Source organism: Vibrio diazotrophicus, from assembly GCF_038452265.1.
Taxonomy (GTDB): domain Bacteria; phylum Pseudomonadota; class Gammaproteobacteria; order Enterobacterales; family Vibrionaceae; genus Vibrio; species Vibrio diazotrophicus.
The window spans coordinates 2,075,643-2,095,985 of the sequence record NZ_CP151842.1; the positions used below are offsets into that span (position 1 = coordinate 2,075,643).

Consider the following 20,343-nt stretch of genomic DNA (forward strand, 5'->3'; position numbering starts at 1 on the left):
TGTAATTAGATTAAGAAAGGGAGGCAGCGCCTCCCTTTTTATTTGCCATAAGTTTATTTATTGACTCTTTTCGAAGAACAGCGTTACCCGCCCCACTTCAATGCCAAATTTTTTAATCTTGGTGATGTTAAATACCCGAGTCTCATCTTGACGGTAAAGCCAGTCATCAAAAGTCACCTCAATTTCACCATCGTCCATTTTTAACAAGAAATCATACTTCCACTGAAGTGCATTGCCGACTTCCTGCCCGATAGCGTCACCAATAACATCGTCAGCTCGCCCAAGATAGAAACCATTCGACGAACGCTGAATTGCCCAAACCCGTTGGCTCTTCTCGCCATCGTCAAAGACAAAATCTTCGGTCAGTGTCAGAGTGTTACCGATAATATGCCCTTCAATATCCACTTCAAAGCGTCGAGTCTGCTTGTCGGTATAATCTTGCACCATTCCCCAAGCTTTCGTGTTGCCCTCGAAATAGCCGAACAGGTCGAATTTCGGTTCGCTTTGATGATAATCCGATAACTCGGCGCTGCATGCTGTCAATAACAGCAATACTGACGCCACAAAACTCTTTTTAACCCAACTCATCATCGATTCATCCCTAATAGTTGTTGGCGCAAGGTTTGATATTCCGTTTTAGGTGATAACCAAATGGCTAAAAACGCATCATTCAGTGACTCATCGTCTATCGTTCCCACCACTTTCTGTTCACCAGCGTTGGAAATATAGACGAACTCACCCGCAGTGCCATCCGTAACATAAATCAGCTTTTCACCGGTTTTCACACTGGGAAATATAGTTGTTAATTTTGGCATCCAAGAGCTGATCTTCTCATCACTGAAGCCTTGTTTTTGCCATTGTTCTTCTGTTGCTTCGAGCAACTGAGTACTACTGATATCCCTGAGATAGCGAATTTCCAACGCTACGGGATGCGGTGAAATATCACCCTCTAGTTTGTACTTGCCATCTGGCGAACGTAACTGGGAGGAGTAAATATCCAGCCACAGCCAAGAGAGCGTCGCCTGACCGACAATTGGCCACTGTTGCCATTGACGAACAACATCATTTGTATTTCCCGTTGCGCTGACATTAGCGCTAACGAGTACTATCAGTGTCAGGATTATTGACCGAAACTGAGCAATCATTAGTAAACACCCTCATGATTAACCACGCTACACCAGCCCATTGCAGAGTTAATACGACTAGTGAACCTACAACGGATAATGAAAATTCAACCGCTGAAAATTTATATCCAGCCCAGTAACTCAAAGCGCCACAGACGCCGACAAACAGCATCACCAAGCCTTTACGGTATTTGCTTAAGTGCGGTACCCATTGCCTTGCGTACCAGACAAACACCAACCAGAGAGCGGCTAGCCACACAGGTACGTGAGCGCTTTTAAATACCAATAGGCCAAATGCGCTATTAAAGGAATCTAAAGCAATTCCTCCGACACCAAGCGCTAATATCCTGCCAATGTCATCACGGCTTGAATAGGCAGCGTAACCTAACGTCACTAGCCCCAAAGCCAAAGTCAGCCACTGAAAGCGCTCCTGTCCCAGAACTGCGAGAAACCAGATTATCTGGAACCAGAGTGATACGACAAATAGGCGCCCCACAGTTAGCCTCGTTGCAGCGTCATATGTATGGTGCTTATGGTTCGCGCGTTAAAGCCACCTTCGCAATAGCAGAAATAGTAACGCCACATACGAATAAAGCGTTCGTCATAACCGAGCAGTGACACTTGCTCAAGTGACTGTTCAAAACGCAGCCTCCAGTCTTTCAGGGTTTGAGCATAATCGAGCCCTAAATCAAAAATATCTCTGGTAATCAAATCACTATGCTGAGTAGCCGTTTGAGTCAGTACCGTAACCGACGGTAAAAAACCACCCGGGAAAATATATTTCTGAATAAAATCAACATTATTGCTGTAATAGTCGTAACGCTGATCGGCGATGGTAATCGCTTGTATTGCCATTAAACCTTTTGGTTTTAGTAGCGACTGACACTTCTTGATGTAAGACTTAAGATACTGCTTACCCACTGCTTCAATCATTTCGATAGAAACCAGCTTATCGTACTGACCTTCCAACATTCGGTAGTCTTGCTTAAGTAAAGTGACGTGGTCACCTAAACCTGCGCGCTCAATTTGCTCTTTCGCATAACTGTATTGTTCTTCCGAGATGGTGGTGGTGGTGACATGGCATCCGTATGTTTGAGCCATGTAAATCGCCATAGCGCCCCAACCTGTACCGATTTCAATTACATGGTCACTCGGTTCCAGTTCTAACTGCTGGCAGAGGCGTTCCATCTTGTTAATCTGCGCTTGCTCTAATGTGTCATTTGGCGATGAGTACAACGCACTTGAGTAGAGCATTCGTTTGTCTAGGAAGGTCTTGTAAAGTTCATTTCCCAGATCATAATGCGCTTCGATGTTTTCTTTGGCCTGATCAACGGAATTTCGTTTGAACCAATGGCCAACCTTATACGCCCACTGCGTCAACCAACTGCTGCGTTGCTCGATTCTGTCTAACGCACTCATGTTTTTCGCCATAAGTTCCATTAGAGCCGTTAGATTTGGGCTATCCCACCAGTCATCCATATACGCTTCTGCGGCTGCAATGCTGCCACCTTTCAATAGTCGCGAATAAAAATCAGGATGTTTAACCCAGATCACTGCATGAGGTTCATCTTGATTTTTATGACCAAACTGCTGCTGATTAGACGCCTGATCAGAAAAAGACTCCACAATCGTTAAGCTGCCGACATCCAAGTACTGCAAACATTTAAATGCAACGTTGCGAGCGCTTTTCTGCCACGCAGATAAGCTGGTTGGCATATCCATAGAAGTCACATTTATCATTGCGTATTCTCCTTACTACGATTGTTTTCTTTTTTTTGTGTGTTCGGATGATCATGAATCGGCACACCTTTCATCCATAGTTTCAGCGCATGCCAGTAAATTCCTAATGTCACTTTTATCGCCATAACCGGCGTTTTTGCTAACAAAGCAAGCAAACCTTTGGTGGTAAATTCTTGGCCTTTCATAGCCAGTGTTGCGTCGAATGCTTTACCTTCGCGATGACATTCCAAATGCACCATTAGAGACTCAGTCAACGGCTTTAACTTCCACTGGTACTGCTGATCTATCGGATTAAACGGAGAAACATGAAACGCTTTGTCATGTTGCCAGTTCTCTCCGTCAGCGCCCATTTCAGCCGGTATCGCGTAGTAGTGGCGTTCATTCCAAGGTGTATTGCTGACCTCTGCCAGCAAATAACGCCACTCACCATTTTCGTCATAGAGGTAATAAAAATTCACAGGGCTGAAATAGATACCTAAGTAGCGCAAGTGAATCACGGCAAGCACCTTGCCTTCTATTCGGTTGCCCGTGAGTTCAAACACTTTATCTTGTACAGCCTGTTTGAGTTCACCGTCTCCAAGGTAATCTTCACGGCGCAATCTTGCCCAGTGCCACCATTTCTCGCCTAGTCCCCATACTTTTTGCGATAACGAAGTCCATTCATCCAAGTCAATGCAGGGCATAAACAAGGAATAGGTCAGCGCATGGTTCTTAGGAGTGAAGCGTCTGTGCCTCACACTGCCAACGAGCAGTTGGCTGTTGAGGGCTGACATTACGCAGCCCCTTTCATCTTGGCTTCATTAACGCGCGCAATATTGGTCACCACATCTAACGCACTTCGCACGCCATCTTCATGGAAACCGTTGTGCCAGTATGCTCCACAGAACCAAGTATGATTTTCTCCGCTGATTTCTGCTTTACGTTGCTGCGCTTTAATCGACTCTTCGGTAAACACTGGATGGTGATAAACAAAGCTGCGAAGAATCTTGTTCGGGTCGATGTGCTCACTGCTATTTAGTGACACACAGAAAGTCGCTGGTGCATCAATATGCTGCAAAATATTCATGTTATAGGTGAGTGAAGGTAAGTGAGAATCCTGCCCTTCATCCCCTCTCAACCAATAGTTCCATGACGCCCAAGCCGCTTTACGCTTAGGCAGTAAACTGGTGTCGGTATGCAGAATCACTTCGTTTGCCTGATAACCGAGCTGAGACAAGATTTGCTGCTCACTTTCTGTTGCGTCTTCCAGCATCGAAAGCGCCTGATCGCTGTGACAAGCAAAAACCACTTCATCGAACCACTCGGTTTTGCCAAGACTTGTCACTTCAACACCACCAGCGGCACGTTTTACTTTGTCGACAGGTGAACTGGTGCGAATACTCTGTTTAAACCCTTGGGTAAGTGGCTCAATGTAAGAGCGAGAGCCGCCTTGAATAACGTTCCATTTAGGACGATTGCTGATATCAAGCAGCCCGTGATTTAAGAAAAAGCGCAGGAAAAACGTTAATGGAAACGCACGCATATCCGCCAGAGACGACGACCAAATAGCAGCGCCCATTGGAAGAATGTAGTTTTCACAGAAATAATGCGAAAAGCCATGATGATTGAGAAACTGCCCAAGAGTTTGCAGATTGACTTCAGACTCCTTGGCTTCTTGTTTGGCTAACTTATTAAAACGCAGAATTTCGGAAATAAACTGATAGAAACGAGGGTTCAGCCAATTACGTTTCTGAGCAAACAGAGTCATGATCGTATGACCATTGTATTCAAGACCATTCGCATCATTACGAACACTGAAACTCATTTCGGTCGGCATTGTTGTCACACCTAACTCGGCCATTAAACTAATAAAGTTAGGATATGTACGATCGTTGTAAACAATAAAACCGGTATCTACCGCGTAAGTTTTTCCGCCAACTTCAACGTCAACCGTGGCTGTATGACCACCAATATAATCATTGGCTTCAAATACCGTAATGTCGTGCTGTTCATGCAGATAGTAACCGCAAGACAAACCAGAAATACCTGTACCAATAATTGCAATCTTCATCTTGTTTTCCTTTTAAGACCGAAACAGCAGACCAGTCACTGCGTGCTGCCATGAGTAAGGTAATGACCCCAGTATTCTTAAAATCCAGGTAAATCGTTTGGGGAAATAAATGTTAGCCTGCCCCTTATCTAAACCTTTCTGAATCGCTTCTGATGCTTGTTCAACGCTGATGAGCATGGGCATAGAAAAGGTATTTTTCGCGGTTAGCGGCGTATCAACGAAACCAGGGAAAATTGTAGATACTTCGACTCCTCGGTCGCGCCAATCCAAGCGTAATGAGCGAGCTATGTATCCGACTGCAGCTTTGGATGCACCATAGGCTTCCGCTCGCGGTAGCGCCAGCTCACTGGCGATTGAACTCACCACCGCCACTCTGTGCCCTGAAACTAAATGAGGCTCTATCGCTTCAATAATATTAGTCAAACCGAACACATTGGTTTGAAACACTCGCTCAACCAGTTTCGAATCCATTTCTCCATTATCGATATACTCACAATTGCCCGCATTAAGAAGCCAAAGGTCTGGAGTCAACGATAAACTGCGCAGCGCATTGAAGGTCTGCACTCGATCCGTAATATCAAACTCGCAAGTCTCAATATTTGAATACGCTTCATCTAGCTTAGCCAAAGATTCTTTATTTCTCCCACAAGCGATAACTTGCCAGCCTCGTTTGGCATAATCCAAGGCCAATTGCTGCCCAATGCCAGATGTTGCTCCGGTAATCAGTACTGCACTCATTGGCCCAGCCTCCGCTTAATACTTCTAATAATTCCACCAAGTAAAGGGATGTGCTCGTAAAGCATTTCGCCCAGATCAAAGTAATCTCGGTGGGATATAACCTTGCCGTCGGCAAACTTAAGGTGGCTCATACCTTTAACATCAATTGGATTGCCACCGGATAACTTGGGGTGCTGTAAATGCATGGTCCAAGTAATAAATCCGTTATCATTGGACTGATGTTGTTCCGCAATTGAAAACTCACATCGCTCTACATTCTCATAAAGGTTAGCAAAGTAGCTTTGCAATGCTTCCAACCCTTCTATCCGATGCGCCGCGTCTTCAAATACCACGTGTTTGTGATACACCTCTGGCAGCAGATGCAAATTGTCTTTGTTGAGCTGCTGATAAAACTGGGCGATAACTTGGATATCCATATTTGCTAAACCTGTACAAATTTATTTTCCGTATAAGTTAAGTGTTAGGATAGCGCACAAAGAAAAGTTGTACAAAAAAATATTTGTACAACTTTTTGTAAGAATTCTTTAGCAAGGATTTTGGGGTAGAGTAGAGTGCCAAATTGAAGGCACAAAAAAGCCAGCTCGGAAGCTGGCTTTTAAAGTTTAAGAGTTGCGTAATGCAGCAATACGTTTATCAAGCGGTGGATGGCTCATCAATAGCTCAGTCATCGTACGCTTGCCGTTGATACCGAATGCCATCATAGAACCTTCCAATTGAGGTTCGTAGCTCATCTTCAAACGCTCTAATGCCGCAATCATCTTGTGCTTACCCACTAATTGAGCAGCGCCCGCATCAGCATGGAACTCACGATGGCGGCTATACCACATGGTAATGAAGCTTGCTAGGAAGCCTAACACCAATTCAAGCACCATAGAAACACCGAAGTACACCATCATGTTGCTGCCCTGGCCTTCTTCGTCACTGTTACGAGAAGCAACAATGTTAGCAATAAATCGCGACAAGAAGATCACGAATGTGTTCACAACACCTTGCATCAAGGTCATGGTAACCATATCGCCGTTTGCAATGTGGCTAACTTCATGAGCAAGCACAGCTTCAGCTTCATCACGTGTCATGTTATGTAGCAAACCTGTAGAAACCGCCACTAACGAATCATCACGTTTTGCACCAGTAGCAAATGCGTTCATGTCTGGAGAATCGTAAATAGCAACAGTAGGCATACCAATACCTGCTTGCTGCGACTGACGCTTCACAGTTTCCAGCAGCCAGTGCTCCATTTCGTTACGTGGGTTTTCAATTACAACACCGCCCACTGAACTCAGAGCCATCCTCTTTGACATTAAGAGTGAAATAAATGAACCGCCGAAACCAAACACGGCTGCCATTACGAGCAATCCAGATAAACTACCCGGTTGCATCCCTGTAGTGGCATAAACAATATTCAAAACAACACTTAGCACCATTACGACGGCTAGGTTGGTTGCCAAGAATAACAATACTCGCTTCATTAATTATCTCCGTTGAGGAAAGCTGACTATTAACCCAAAGCCGGTGAAGTATTCCACACAAAGGCTTCAGGACTTTTCTAATACATAGTGTCTGCGATTTAAAAAACAAGGTTAAGTGTTAAATTGAAACATTTAATGTCAATTATGTGGCTATAATGTAAACAGATCCGATCTCTGTAGAGTTAGACTTTTGTCGTATTGAGGCACAGGTCGAAAGAGATTAAATTCCGAGCAGTGAGAGAGACATCATAACGAAGGATATCATCATGGCTGAAGCTCAAAGTTATAAAATGGCAATCGACCTACTCCGCTGCCATTTAGGCTTAACTGAAGAAGAAGCGAAGTTGCAACTGGGTATTGGTCAAGAACAATCTGTGCAACAACATATCGCTGAAACTCAACAAGCATTCGCTATGCTTGGTTTGAACAAAGAAGTGTAATCAAACAGATTTTAAAAAGGGCTGCATAATCTGCAGCCCTTTTGTTTTGTCTGTCCCCAAGCTATCTCAGGATACTTGGTTTAGAACCCGACTACGCGAGCTCCTTTTCCATTAAAGGTTCAAGATTGATGTACTTTCCAAGTTCAGTGCGTTTAGCGCTTGGAATATATGGGATTTCGCCAAGTTTCGGCGCACGGATACGAGATTCCAACACCTCAATAATTTCAGCGTAGTGCTCGGTGCCCGGGTTAATACGGTTTGCTACCCACCCAACAATCGTCAAACCATCTGCTTCAATACTTTCCGCCGTAAGCAGAGCGTGACTTAAACAGCCAAGTTTCACACCCACCACTAATACAACGGGTAGTTTCTCTTGTTTGACCCAAGACGATAAACAATCTGTGTCAGAGACAGGCACTCGCCAGCCACCTGCACCTTCAATCAATACGGTATCCGCTTTTGTTTTCAGGTAAGCCAGTTTGTCACTCAATACCTTGTAATCAATTGTCAGATTCTCGTGTTTAGCTGCAATGTGTGGCGATGCAGGCAATTCTAGCGCATATGGATTGACGTCGTCATACGGCATTTCTTGTGTCGCTACTTTCATGAGATGAAGAGCGTCAGAGTTTCGTAAACCTTGCTCCGTTCTCTCACAACCCGCCGCTACTGGTTTATAGCCAATTGTTGTAAATCCCTTATTGGCAATCGCTTGCAGTATCGCTTTTGAAGCCACTGTTTTACCAACATCGGTGTCCGTACCCGCAATAAATAATGCATTTATCATCGATAAATTACCCCTAAACAAACCTGATACGTTGCAGGTAAAGAACCTTGCTGACTTCGAAATCGTTCATAGGCCCGCTCTACTTGAATCAGTGCCCGTCTTCCCGTCAACCCCTGAGATCTTGAATGGATATGGTTCGCCCCGATGCCCTTTAGATCGCGCATAAGCTCAAAAGCGCTGTCATACCAAACAATCATCTCGGCCAAGTTTAAGTGATGCTTAGGAATCTCGGCTTGCGCTAACGCAACTTTTACCTGATTGAAAGAGATGAACTCATTAACATGTTGATGAGAATCAATTTTCCGCCATGACTGCTTAAGCTCAGCCAAGGAGCCATCAAGCAACGTAGAAAAGTAACCACGACCTAATGGTTTGAGTACTCGTCGTATTTCCGCCAGAGGCGTAGATAAATCATCACACCACTGAAGAGCCAGACTTGAAAAAACAATATCAAACTCGCCAGAAGGAAAAGGCAGTTCTTCCGCATCGGCATGAACATACGTGACCGAATCCTCACCACAACGCTCTCTCGCCTGCTCAAGCATAGCCGGAGAGAGATCGGCGCACACCACATTCGCCCCTAGCTGCTTAAGTTGTTGTGAAAAGTAACCCGTCCCGCAGCCCAAATCGAGAACCCGAAGCCCAGATAAATCTGCGGGTAGCTGCTTTAATAAGCGATGACCAACATCGCGCTGAAATGCCGCGTGTTTATCATAGGTCGCGGCGGCTTTGCTAAAGGCGCTTGAAATAGCAGATTTATCTTTGCTTTCAATCTCTGAGTGTAAGGCAAGTTCACTCATTTGTTTGACTCCATACACTGAGATAAAGCGTTGGCTAACGCCGTGATATCTTCGATACTGTGATTGGCCGTCAGCGTGATACGTAATCGAGCTGAGCCTTCAGGAACCGTTGGCGGGCGAATAGCTGTCATCCAAAAGCCCTTATCTTTAAGTTGTCGCGCAACGTTAAGTGCCTGTTGAGATTTACCCAAAATAAAAGGTTTGATCGGTGTAGATGTCGCGACATAGTCGTCAGCTGACTGCAATAGTTCATCATAAACCTGAGACAGCTCATGAAGCTTTTCGCGTCGCCAATGCTGAGTCTGAATCATGCCAACGGCGTGAGTAATGGCATAAGCCTGCGCTGGAGGGATAGCTGTCGAATAAACATGATGTCGTGCGAACTGAGTCAGATAGTTCCCCATTTCTTCACTACACAGAATAGCCGCGCCCGAGAGTCCAAATGCTTTGCCGAACGTCACTACCAGTATCTCGGGATGAATACCCGCCGCATTGCAACTACCGGCTCCATCTTCGCCTAAAACGCCCACACCATGAGCATCATCGACCATCAACCAAGCATTGTTTCGTGTTAGTTGATGAATTTCTTTCAATGGAGAGCTGTCGCCATCCATACTAAAGACGCCTTCCGTCACCACCAACGCATTTTGGTCACCAGAGAGCAGTTGAGATAGGTGTTGGAGATCGTTGTGCTTAAAGCGCTTCATTGCTGCTTGGCAAAGCATCCCAGCTTCCATTAATGAAGCATGATTTAGCTTATCTTGTAGTAGCAGATCTTCTTTGTGCATCAGAGTAAAAAGCAACGCCTGATTAGCACTGAAGCCAGAACCAAACAATACTGCTCGATCAAAGCCCAGCCACTCACATAGCGAGCTCTCCAAACTGGCATGCGCTGCTGAGAACCCTGTCACCAGAGGAGAAGCACCACTTCCTGCGCCATAAATATCCAGTCCGACTTGCCACGCACTCGTCAACGCTTTATCACTGGCAAGCCCCAGATAGTCATTGCTGGAGAAGTTGATAAACTCAGTGTCACCACACTGAGTTGAGACCTGATTTCCGCCTTCTAGCACCTGAAGCGAGCGAGTTAAACCGAGATTTTCCCGTTCGAGCAATGCCCCTTGAACGCGAGATCTAAACTGTTGCGTCATAGAATAAATCGTCTGCAGTTGGACGAGAGGCAACGCGTTCTACTACGCGATCAAGAAGCTCATTCTCAGCGATTTCATCCGGTTTCTGCGCTACTTGCTGGCTGTTAATTCCAAGCTTTTTAAACAACAACATATCGCTGTCTTCTGCTGGGTTTGGTGTGGTTAATAACTTGCAACCGTAGAAGATTGAGTTTGCGCCCGCCATAAAACACAGCGCCTGCATCTGCTCGTTCATTTTTTCGCGCCCTGCCGATAAACGCACCGCAGACTTAGGCATCATGATGCGAGCGACCGCGATCAAACGAATAAAGTCAAACGGTTCAACATCTTCAACCTCTTCCAGCGGCGTACCTTTTACTTTCACCAGCATGTTAATTGGCACACTTTCAGGGTGAACCGATAAGTTAGCCAGTTCAACAAGCAAACCCGCGCGGTCGTTTGTGCTTTCGCCCATACCAATAATGCCACCGGAGCAGATTTTCATCCCTGCTTCGCGCACGTGAGAGAGCGTATCTAATCGATCCTGATAAGTACGGGTTGTTATGATGTTTCCGTAATATTCAGGTGAGGTATCAAGGTTGTGGTTGTAATAATCCAAGCCAGCTTCAGCCAGTTCACTCGCTTGTTCTGCATTCAACATTCCCAGCGTCATACAGGTCTCCAGACCCATATTTTTCACACCTGAAATCATCTCTTTAAGATATGGCATATCTCTACTTTTCGGGTTTTTCCACGCGGCACCCATACAGAAACGTGTTGAACCTGAATTTTTCGCTTTCTGCGCGGCATCAAGTACTCGCTCAACTTCCATTAAGCGTTCTTTCTCCACATCGGTACGATAATGCGCGCTTTGAGGACAATATTTGCAGTCTTCAGGGCAAGCGCCGGTTTTGATCGACAACAAGGTACTCACTTGAACATGGTTGTGAGGCTGGTACTGACGATGAACCAACTGAGCTTCGAAAAGCAGATCCATAAAAGGTTTTTCAAGCAGTGTTTTTACTTCAGACACTGTCCAGTTGTGACGAATTTCCACGTGTAATCCTTATTGATAATTATTGTTCTGTGCCTTTCTCACTGAGGGCTCTTATCTCGCTTAACTCGCCGATCAAAAACCGAACGCTTCTAGGCATTTATGCTTGGTTAGTCTAACGACACGCGATAAACTGTCAACACAATAGATCTAACAAGGTTTACATTAGGTTGTTTTTTAATCATTTTAATTGTGAGTTTAGAATGGACTTAACCTTTGATCGCCAGCATATATGGCATCCTTACACTTCAACCCTGGCACCTCTGACCTGCTACCCCGTGACACATGCAGAAGGTGTTCATCTCTATTTAGAGCAAGGAGATCAGCTGGTTGATGGCATGTCTTCCTGGTGGTCAGCGATACACGGTTACAACCACCCTCTGCTCAATCAGGCGGCGCATCAGCAGATCGATAAGATGTCTCATGTGATGTTTGGCGGGATAACCCACCAGCCAGCAATTGATGTGTGTAAAAAACTCCTTTCACTTGCTCCAAGTAATTTGCAGCAAGTATTTCTGGCAGATTCTGGATCTGTTGCTGTGGAAGTCAGCCTGAAAATGGCGTTGCAGTATTGGCACGCCAAAGGGGAAAGCCGCTCAAAATTCCTGACACTACGCCACGGATATCATGGTGATACCTTTGCTGCGATGTCGGTGACTGACCCTGACAACTCCATGCACAGCCTTTATAAAGGCTTTCTTCCTGAGCACATCTTCGCAAATTCACCACAAGGCAACTTTTGGCAAGAGTGGGATGAGTCCGATATTGAAGATTTTCGTCATAAGCTGATCCAACATCACCAGCAAATAGCCGCTGTGATACTTGAACCAATCGTGCAAGGTGCCGGCGGGATGCGTATCTATCACCCAGAATTTTTGCGCCAAGTTCGACAGCTTTGTGATGAATTCAACCTGCTGTTGATATTGGATGAAATCGCGACCGGATTTGGCAGAACGGGCAAATTGTTTGCCTGTGAACACGCCGATGTACAGCCAGACATTCTCTGTGTAGGCAAAGCATTAACTGGTGGCTATATGACTCTTTCTGCCACTCTGACCACGCAAAAAGTTGCCGATACGGTTTGTGGCGGTGAAGCAGGTTGCTTTATGCATGGCCCAACGTTTATGGGTAACCCGCTCGCTTGCGCTGTAGCTTCAGCCAGCTTAGACATCATTGCCACGGAACAATGGCAAAAGCAGGTTAAACAGATTGAGGCTTTCTTTGCCGAGGAACTGGTGCAGTTTGAGTCGTACTCTGAAGTGAAACAGGTTCGCTATTTAGGCGCTATAGGAGTTATTGAAACCCATCATCCTGTCCACATGGAGAATATTCAGGCTCTGTTTGTTGAGATTGGTGTATGGATTCGTCCATTTGGCCGCTTGATTTACATTATGCCACCATACATTAGCCAGCCTGAACACCTGCACAAACTGCTTAACGCCATTAAAGCAGCATTGCTGGAGCCAGCCTGTTTTACCCGAAATGAGAATTAAACTTTCCAAATTGGCAAGTACGGTTTTCCTGACGAAATTGCAAAACTGAACATTATCGGACATTTCTAACCCCTCCTTTTCTTTAATATTGCCCCAAAGCGAATTGTAACTTTCTATTACAAACTCGATTCGCGAAAACAATAAAAAGCAAAAGCTTCTGACTTAGCGTTGAACGACTCATCGCTAAGACGGAAGTTAACCCCGTTGTCTATTCAAAACAGGCTCATCCAATGACAGCAAAAAGCTGCGTTAAGAGAATAACCATCAAACCTACAGGTCCTAATAATGAGATTCGACAACAAGTATGTCCTAACTTCTACAGCTATTGTTTCCCTACTTCTATTGGGCTGTAAGGACGTCACACAAAAACAGCAAGTTGCCGCGCCTATCGTCGAAACGGTGACAATGCAGACTTCGGAAATTACGCCTTACCATTCTTTTATTGGCAGAACGGTCGCAGAAAATGACATCGATATTATGCCAAGAGTGAATGGTGAACTGACTGAAGTTCACTTTAAAGATGGCGATATGGTGGAAAAAGATCAGGTATTGTTCCAAATCGATCCTCGTCCATATAAAGCTGCACTCGCATACGCGAAAGCTTCATTACAAAAAGCGCAGGCAGAACTCTCTCTTGCTAACCGCGAAGCAGACAGAGCGAAGAAGCTGATTAAAGACAAGAGCATCAGTGAACAACAGTACGATGATGCCATCGCTAAACTGGCGACAGCAACAGCCTCTGTGAAAGGTGCGGAAGCCTCGTTACTTTCATCGCAGCTAGACCTTGAATTTTCAACCATCCGCGCTCCTTTTTCAGGTCGTGTCGGATTTAGCAACTATCGTGTGGGTGACCGCATCACAACATTGCAGTTAAAACCTTTAGTCTCCCTAACACAAATCGATCCCATCCACTTTCGATTCAATATTGATGAAAAACTTTATCGACGCATACGCAATGTTGTCGATGCAGTAAGAGCTGAAGACGGCAAACTCGATGTGGACTTAGACCTAAATTTATCTGACGGCAGTGAATACCCCGCAGACGGTAAAATTTACGCAGTAGGCAACAAAATCGACCTTGATACAGGTTCAATTCAAGCCGAAGCTACCTTTGCCAATACCAAATACTCACTGATGCCGGGTGAGTACGGCAACTTAACCATTAGCCTGAAAGGCAAAACCATCGAAGGGTTACTCGTCCCTGCAGCATCAGTGCAGCAAGACCAATCTGGTGACTACGTCATGGTGGTAAACAGCGACAATGTCGTGGCGCGTCGTGAAATCGACTTAGGGCAAACATACGGAACCAATAAAGCGGTAACCGCCGGACTAGCTGAAAACGAAAAAGTGATTGTGAAAGGATTACAGAAAGTTCGTGTCGGTATGAAAGTACAAGCCAACGATATCACCGTTCCAGCGAATAAAGCGAGTTAGGCATAATTATGTTAAGTAAATTTTTTATCTATCGACCTAAGTTTGCACTGGTTATTTCGCTGGCGATGACACTAATGGGGCTTATTGCTCTGAAAGTATTGCCAGTTTCTGAATATCCACAAATTTCGCCTACCGTGATTACCGTCAGTACTATGTATCCCGGTGCAAGTGCTGATGTGGTGAAAAAAACCGTTGCTCAGCCAGTTGAGGCGAAGGTGAACGGGGTTGAAGACATGATCTACATGTCTTCCGTTATCGGTAATGACGGTTCATATACCTTGCGCGTCTACTTTCGAGTTGGCGCAGATGGCGATATGGCGCAAGTTCGAGTCAACAACCTTGTCTCTCAAGCGTCTTCCTCTCTGCCGCAAGAAGTTAACCAAATCGGTGTTACTGTTCGTAAGAAATCTTCCGATATGCTTGGCGTTATCACTTTGCGTTCACCGAAGCAGACACACGACAGTATCTACCTTTCCAACTACGCTGACCTGAATATCGTTGAACGCTTAAAACGTATTGAAGGGATGAGTGATATTACCCTGTTGGGTAAAAAAGACTATTCGATGCGTGTTTGGCTGCAACCCAATAAACTGGCGTCACTAAAGCTGTCGGCATCGGATGTGATTGGAGCAATCAAAACACAGAACGTACAGGTAGCAGCCGGTAAAATTGGTGGTATGCCTGCTCCAGACGAACAACAACATCAGTATGTTTTACAGGTTAAAGGGCGATTACAAACCGCAGAAGAATTTGAAAACATCGTTGTTAAAGCCAATGCGAATGGTTCATTAATCCGTCTAAAAGACGTGGCACGTATTGAAGTCGGCGCTCAGGGCTATGAAGCCGATGGCCGAATGAATAACGAGCCAGCGGCTGTACTTGCACTCTATCAGTTACCGACTGCCAATGCGTTGGAGGTAATGGAACGTATCAAAGAAGCAATGAAACAGTATGAGCGTTCATTCCCTGATGACCTCGTGTATGACATTGCCTACGACTCAACCGAGTACGTAGAAACATCGATCGATGAAGTTTATGAGACGCTGATTATAGCCGTGTTGCTGGTGACATTAGTGGTGTACGTGTTCCTGCAAAACTGGCGTGCAACCATTATCCCAACGCTGGCGATTCCGGTCTCTATCATTGCGACCTTTGCGGTAATGGGCGTTATGGGTATGACCATCAATACCATTTCGTTATTTGGTCTGATTCTCGCTATCGGTATCGTGGTGGATGACGCCATCATCGTGGTCGAAAACGTGGAAAGGGTCATACATGAAGAGCACCTAGATCCTATTCCCGCCACTATCCAAGCAATGAAAGAAGTTACGGGGCCTGTACTGGCGACGACTCTGATCCTTCTTGCTGTATTTGTTCCGGTTGCCTTGCTACCGGGAATTTCAGGAAAAATGTTTAACCAGTTCGCCGTGACCATTTGTGTGTCGGTACTGATTTCGGCCGTGAACGCACTAACTCTGACACCTGCACTGTGTGCTTTGATGTTGAAGTCGGAGCATTCGACGCCTATCGCTCCGCTGCGTGCATTTAACCGTGGTTTTGAAGCGATTACGTCGAAATACCGAGGACTTGTGGGCTTTCTTGGTCAACGTATGTTGCTGAGCATAGCGATTTATGGCGCTTTAATTGCCACGCTGGCCTTTAGCTTTATGCAGATCCCTTCTGCTTTCGTTCCTAACGAAGACAAAGGCGTATTTATGGTGGAAATGCGCTTGCCTGACGCAGCCGCTTTGCAACGTACAGCGCCATTGATGGAAAAATACGTGAATGAGCTGCGCCAGCTCGACGGCGTAGAAAATGTGGTTTCTGTAGCGGGCTTCTCGGTGATTAACATGGCTGCGATCCCCAACTCAGGTATGTTGATCATCAAACTGGATAACTGGAGCAAACGTAAAGATCCATCTTTACATCAACGTGTTCTGATGCAAAAAGTGGGACAGATGCTCAATGCTAACCCAGACGCAGCGTCATTTGTGTTTGCGACTCCTGCGATTAAAGGCATGGGCGCGGTGGATGGCTTCAACTTGATATTGCAGGACAACTTGGGTCGTTCTCCTCAAGAACTGGCAAGCACTACCGCGGATTTCGTAGCAAAAATAAACCAGCTGCCAGAAGTAGCGAGAGCATTCTCAATCTTCCGTGCCAATATTCCGCAGCGTTTTATTGATGTCGACCGTGATAAAGCCATCTCACTGGGCGTGCCATTGAGCGAAATATTCTCCACCTTACAATCACAACTGGGCGGGGCCTATATTTCCGATTTCAATAAATTTGGTCGTTCATATCAGGTAAAAGTTCAGGCAGAACAACAATATCGCGACAACATTGATGATATCGGTCGTCTCTATGTTCGCAGTGCGTCAGGAAACATGGTGCCACTAGGTACACTGATAAAAATCAAACCGATTTTTGGCCCGGATACGCTTTCAAACTACAACATGTTCAGTGCAGCAACCGTCAATGGTGCGCCAGCCGCAGGCTTCAGTTCCGGCGATGTGGTTAAAGCGATTGAGAAACTGGCTGCTGAAGAACTGCCAAGCGGCTATTCGTACGAATGGTCGGGTATGACGTATCAAGAATTGAAAGCCGGCAACATGGCACCGATTGCCTTTGCACTCTCTTTGATCTTCACCTACCTGTTCTTGGTTGCTCAGTATGAGAGTTGGACTATTCCAGCAGCGGTAATGATGGCAGTGCCAATTGCAGTATTAGGTGCAGTTGCGGCATTGATCATGGCAGGTCAAGCGTTCGACCTTTATGTACAGATAGGTGTGGTGATACTGATAGGTATGTCCGCCAAGGTAGCGATTTTGATTGTTGAGTTCGCTAAGGTTCTGCGCGAAAACAGAGGGCTATCAATCCTTGAGGCGGCGATGGAAGCGGCTCGAATCCGTTTCCGAGCGGTGCAGATGACCGCGTTTGCATTCATTTGGGGGGTATTCCCACTGGTGATCGCATCTGGCGCGGGTGCGGCATCACGCCATTCCCTCGGTTTCGCTGTGTTTGGGGGCATGATCTTGTCAACCTTTGTTGGCACGCTACTCACCCCAGTGTTCTTCGTGATGATGCAGACGCTGCGTGAGAAGTTTAAGAAAAAACCTGCCGTTATTGTTGACGACAAACATTAAATAATAAGGGCGTCTTACCTGTGTAAGACGCCCTTATCTTATCTATATGCCACCTATATCGGCGATTAAACGCTCTCTATTCAAGGCGTCCAACCATTCGCTAGTCACTGGTATTTAGGCCGCTGCAACGTTTGAATTTGCCAGATACACTTCCCCATCATCGATATAAACAGACCATGTTTTTAGCTGGAATTCTGGCTTCTCAACACATTCGCCCGTTTCGAGTTTAAAGTGTTGTTTATATAGTGGTGAGGCAACACAAATCTCACCTTTCACATCACCGACGATACCGCGACTGATCACATTCGCCTGACCAATCGGATCCCAGTTCTGCACCGCAAACACTTTCTGTTCGGTATGAGGAACTAAGAACAGTGCGACCTGCTCACCCCCAATTAACGCTCCGCAACCTTGCAAAGGCATCAGTTCATCCAGTCTACAAATACGTTCCATCATAATTAAAGCTCCTGAACTACTGGGATACGCTGTTCGCGTATACGTTGATAAGGCAGCGCCATGCTTCCTTCTTGGTGGTTAATAAACGGGCGGAATTTACGCAGTTTCTCTTCCGATTCAACCGTGCTCTTCCATTCACACTGATAAGAATTAATGACATGCGACATCTGCTGCTCTAACTGTTCACACAACTCTAGTGAGTCTTCAATCACGACTTGTTTCAGATAGTCTAATCCGCCCTCTAAATTCTCCAGCCATACTGACGTACGTTGCAGTTTATCTGCGGTGCGCACATAGAACATGAGTACGCGGTCAATCAGTGCAATCAGCTGCTCTTTTGAAAGGTCGGATGCCAGTAAATCGGCGTGACGAGGGCGCATACCACCATTACCACAAACGTAAAGGTTCCAGCCGTTTTCAGTGGCAATCACACCAATGTCTTTGCTTTGTGCTTCAGCACATTCACGAGTACAACCCGATACGGCGAATTTGAGTTTGTGTGGTGAACGTAAACCTTTGTAGCGGTTTTCCAGTTCTATCGCCAAGCCTACCGAGTCATCCACACCATAGCGACACCAAGTAGAACCGACGCAAGATTTCACAGTACGCAGAGACTTGCCGTAGGCATGCCCCGTTTCAAAACCAGCATTGATCAGTTCACGCCAGATTTCAGGTAACTGTTCCATTTGCGCGCCAAACAGATCGACCCTCTGTCCACCAGTGATCTTGGTGTAAAGGTCATACTTCTTAGCCACTTCCCCCAGCACAATCAGTTTGTCCGGTGTAATTTCTCCGCCCGGTACACGAGGAACAATCGAGTAAGAACCGTCTTTCTGGATGTTTGCCATGAAAGCATCATTGGTGTCCTGCAAACGACTGAGTTGCGGCTCCATAATATGTTCGTTCCATAGCGAAGCGAAAATTGACGCCGCAGTTGGCTTACATAAATCACAACCTAAACCATGACCATGTTTTTCCAGTAAGGTATCGAAATCTTTAATCTCTTCAACCTGACAAATATGGAACAGCTCTTGGCGTGAATATTCAAAGTGCTCGCAAACGTGGTTGTTCACTTCCATACCCATCGCCACCAGCTCTGCATCGAGAACCGATTTCACCATGCTAGAACAACCACCACAGCCAGTACCCGCTTTGGTTGCTGCTTTGAGATCATTCAACTCTACCGCACCTGCATGAATGGCTTTAACCAGCGCACCTTTCGTCACGTTATGGCAAGAACAGATCATGGTGTCATCAGAGACTTCACCACTGAGCGAAGAGGTATCAAACAGCAGATAAGCAGGATGTTCCGGCAATACCGTTTTGTTTAAATAAGCTTGCAGCAACGCATCGTAGTCAGAGTTATCACCAACAAGAATGGCACCTAAAAGCTGAGTACCACTTTGATCAACCACCAGCTTTTTATAACTGCCAGTGCAGGTGTCTTGCAAAACAAGCTCTTGAGCGCCTTCCGTTTGCATTTGCGCGTCACCGATAGATGCCACATCCACACCCAACAGCTTCAACTTGGTACTCATATCTGCACCAGTGAAATCGCCGCCCTGCCCCATAATTTGACCAGCAACCGCACGAGCCATTGCATACCCCGGAGCAACCAAGCCAAAGATGCGTTGTTGCCATAATGCACACTCACCAATGGCGTAGATGTTTGCATTGCTGGTTTGGCAACTATCATTAATCACGATACCGCCACGTTCACCGATTTCTAATCCACATTGGCGAGCCAGTGCATCTTGCGGGCGGATACCTGCCGAAAAGACAATCACGTCCACTTCCAAAGGTTCTGCATCTTTAAACACCATACGGTGTTTTGCTGTTTCACCATCAATAATTTTTTCTGTCGCAGTGGATGTATGAACGGTTAAGCCGAGCTTTTCGATTTTCTCTTTAAGAATCGTACCCGCACCATCATCCAACTGCACTGGCATTAAGCGGGGCGCGAATTCGATGACATGCGTTTCCACACCCAAAAGACGCAACGCGTTTGCGGCTTCTAAGCCCAGCAAACCACCGCCAATCACCGCGCCCGTTTTTGCTTTATCACAAGCGTTGCGAATCGAAGACAGATCATCCAAAGTTCGATAGACAAAAATACCGTCACGCTCATGGCCCGGCACTGGCGGAACAAACGGGTACGAACCCGTGGCTAACACAAGCGTGTCGTAACCCAGAACATCATCACCGTCTAAAATAATGCTCTTTTGAACGCGGTTAATCGCCGTCACTTCACTGCCTAAAATCAGATTGATGCCGTGTTTTTGATACCACTCTTCACTGCTTAGCATTAAGTCTTCATGGGACTTACCTGAAAACAGAGAAGAGAGTTGTACACGGTCATAGGCGATAAACCGCTCTTCACCAATCACAGTAATACGTTTTTCTAAATGAGCTTGCTGCTCAACCAATCTCGCAACAAGGTGATGCCCAACCATTCCGTTGCCGACAATAACGATATGTTCCATCA

General features: G+C 45.8%; 19 protein-coding genes. 4 read left to right on the forward strand and 15 right to left on the reverse strand.

Annotated elements, in window-relative coordinates; genetic code table 11:
• Window positions 1-57: 57 nt before the first annotated feature.
• The 9 genes from AAGA51_RS09475 to htpX all read right to left on the reverse strand — a co-directional run bounded on the left by AAGA51_RS09475 (window position 58) and on the right by htpX (window position 7,121).
• Entirely contained in the window at window positions 58-588 is a 531-nt protein-coding gene (locus tag AAGA51_RS09475; protein ID WP_042482185.1) for a DUF3833 domain-containing protein, read from the reverse strand.
• Window positions 588-1,145 (reverse strand): chalcone isomerase family protein, encoded by a 558-nt coding sequence (locus AAGA51_RS09480; protein ID WP_081878657.1) that lies wholly within the window; start codon window positions 1,143-1,145, stop codon window positions 588-590. Before AAGA51_RS09480 ends, AAGA51_RS09475 begins: the two co-directional genes overlap by 1 nt.
• Window positions 1,096-1,620, reverse strand: a complete 525-nt coding sequence (locus tag AAGA51_RS09485; protein WP_042481925.1) for a DUF2878 domain-containing protein — start codon at window positions 1,618-1,620, stop codon at window positions 1,096-1,098. The genes AAGA51_RS09480 and AAGA51_RS09485 overlap by 50 nt, the downstream gene beginning before the upstream one ends.
• 2 nt (window positions 1,621-1,622) lie before the next feature.
• Window positions 1,623-2,864: an SAM-dependent methyltransferase gene (locus AAGA51_RS09490; protein WP_042481923.1), complete on the reverse strand. Its 1,242-nt coding sequence runs from the start codon at window positions 2,862-2,864 to the stop codon at window positions 1,623-1,625.
• Window positions 2,861-3,637: a DUF1365 domain-containing protein gene (locus tag AAGA51_RS09495; RefSeq protein ID WP_042481921.1), complete on the reverse strand. Its 777-nt coding sequence runs from the start codon at window positions 3,635-3,637 to the stop codon at window positions 2,861-2,863. Before AAGA51_RS09495 ends, AAGA51_RS09490 begins: the two co-directional genes overlap by 4 nt.
• Window positions 3,637-4,914: an NAD(P)/FAD-dependent oxidoreductase gene (locus AAGA51_RS09500; protein ID WP_042481920.1), complete on the reverse strand. Its 1,278-nt coding sequence runs from the start codon at window positions 4,912-4,914 to the stop codon at window positions 3,637-3,639. The genes AAGA51_RS09495 and AAGA51_RS09500 overlap by 1 nt, the downstream gene beginning before the upstream one ends.
• Before the next feature lie 12 nt (window positions 4,915-4,926).
• Window positions 4,927-5,652, reverse strand: coding sequence for an SDR family NAD(P)-dependent oxidoreductase (locus tag AAGA51_RS09505; RefSeq protein ID WP_042481918.1), 726 nt, complete (start codon window positions 5,650-5,652; stop codon window positions 4,927-4,929).
• On the reverse strand, window positions 5,649-6,068 hold the full coding sequence (locus AAGA51_RS09510) for a nuclear transport factor 2 family protein (RefSeq protein ID WP_042481916.1): 420 nt from the start codon (window positions 6,066-6,068) through the stop codon (window positions 5,649-5,651). Before AAGA51_RS09510 ends, AAGA51_RS09505 begins: the two co-directional genes overlap by 4 nt.
• A 186-nt stretch (window positions 6,069-6,254) precedes the next feature.
• Entirely contained in the window at window positions 6,255-7,121 is an 867-nt protein-coding gene (htpX, locus tag AAGA51_RS09515; protein WP_042481914.1) for a protease HtpX, read from the reverse strand.
• Between the two features lie 266 nt (window positions 7,122-7,387).
• On the opposite strand from htpX, the gene AAGA51_RS09520 reads away from it, so the two are divergent.
• The gene (locus tag AAGA51_RS09520) at window positions 7,388-7,561 is read left to right on the forward strand and encodes a hypothetical protein (protein ID WP_167828591.1); all 174 of its coding nucleotides are present in this window, start codon (window positions 7,388-7,390) and stop codon (window positions 7,559-7,561) included.
• A 91-nt stretch (window positions 7,562-7,652) separates the two neighbouring features.
• On the opposite strand, the gene bioD is transcribed toward AAGA51_RS09520, so the two are convergent.
• From bioD to bioB, 4 genes are read right to left on the reverse strand one after another with little or no spacing between them, the layout of a single operon-like run.
• On the reverse strand, window positions 7,653-8,345 hold the full coding sequence (bioD, locus tag AAGA51_RS09525) for a dethiobiotin synthase (protein WP_042481913.1): 693 nt from the start codon (window positions 8,343-8,345) through the stop codon (window positions 7,653-7,655).
• Window positions 8,342-9,145, reverse strand: a complete 804-nt coding sequence (gene bioC / locus AAGA51_RS09530; protein WP_042481910.1) for a malonyl-ACP O-methyltransferase BioC — start codon at window positions 9,143-9,145, stop codon at window positions 8,342-8,344. The genes bioD and bioC overlap by 4 nt, the downstream gene beginning before the upstream one ends.
• Window positions 9,142-10,296 carry an 8-amino-7-oxononanoate synthase gene (bioF, locus tag AAGA51_RS09535; protein WP_042481908.1) on the reverse strand — a complete coding sequence of 385 codons (1,155 nt, stop codon included), beginning with the start codon at window positions 10,294-10,296 and terminating at the stop codon, window positions 9,142-9,144. Before bioF ends, bioC begins: the two co-directional genes overlap by 4 nt.
• Window positions 10,280-11,332, reverse strand: a complete 1,053-nt coding sequence (gene bioB / locus AAGA51_RS09540) for a biotin synthase BioB (protein ID WP_042481905.1) — start codon at window positions 11,330-11,332, stop codon at window positions 10,280-10,282. Before bioB ends, bioF begins: the two co-directional genes overlap by 17 nt.
• A gap of 200 nt (window positions 11,333-11,532) precedes the next feature.
• Here bioB and bioA point away from each other — a divergent pair, with 200 nt between their 5' ends.
• From bioA to AAGA51_RS09555, 3 genes are all read left to right on the forward strand, one after another.
• Window positions 11,533-12,822: an adenosylmethionine--8-amino-7-oxononanoate transaminase gene (gene bioA, locus AAGA51_RS09545; protein ID WP_042481903.1), complete on the forward strand. Its 1,290-nt coding sequence runs from the start codon at window positions 11,533-11,535 to the stop codon at window positions 12,820-12,822.
• Window positions 12,823-13,107: 285 nt separating this feature from the next.
• Window positions 13,108-14,256, forward strand: a complete 1,149-nt coding sequence (locus AAGA51_RS09550) for an efflux RND transporter periplasmic adaptor subunit (RefSeq protein ID WP_042481900.1) — start codon at window positions 13,108-13,110, stop codon at window positions 14,254-14,256.
• Window positions 14,257-14,264: 8 nt separating this feature from the next.
• Window positions 14,265-17,402 carry an efflux RND transporter permease subunit gene (locus AAGA51_RS09555; protein WP_042481898.1) on the forward strand — a complete coding sequence of 1,046 codons (3,138 nt, stop codon included), beginning with the start codon at window positions 14,265-14,267 and terminating at the stop codon, window positions 17,400-17,402.
• Window positions 17,403-17,516: 114 nt separating this feature from the next.
• Here the strand turns inward: AAGA51_RS09555 and nirD are convergent, their stop codons facing one another.
• Both nirD and nirB read right to left on the reverse strand, forming a co-directional pair.
• The gene (nirD, locus tag AAGA51_RS09560; RefSeq protein WP_042481895.1) at window positions 17,517-17,858 is read right to left on the reverse strand and encodes a nitrite reductase small subunit NirD; all 342 of its coding nucleotides are present in this window, start codon (window positions 17,856-17,858) and stop codon (window positions 17,517-17,519) included.
• Between the two features lie 2 nt (window positions 17,859-17,860).
• The gene (gene nirB, locus AAGA51_RS09565) at window positions 17,861-20,341 is read right to left on the reverse strand and encodes a nitrite reductase large subunit NirB (RefSeq protein ID WP_042482179.1); all 2,481 of its coding nucleotides are present in this window, start codon (window positions 20,339-20,341) and stop codon (window positions 17,861-17,863) included.
• Window positions 20,342-20,343 lie beyond the last annotated feature (2 nt).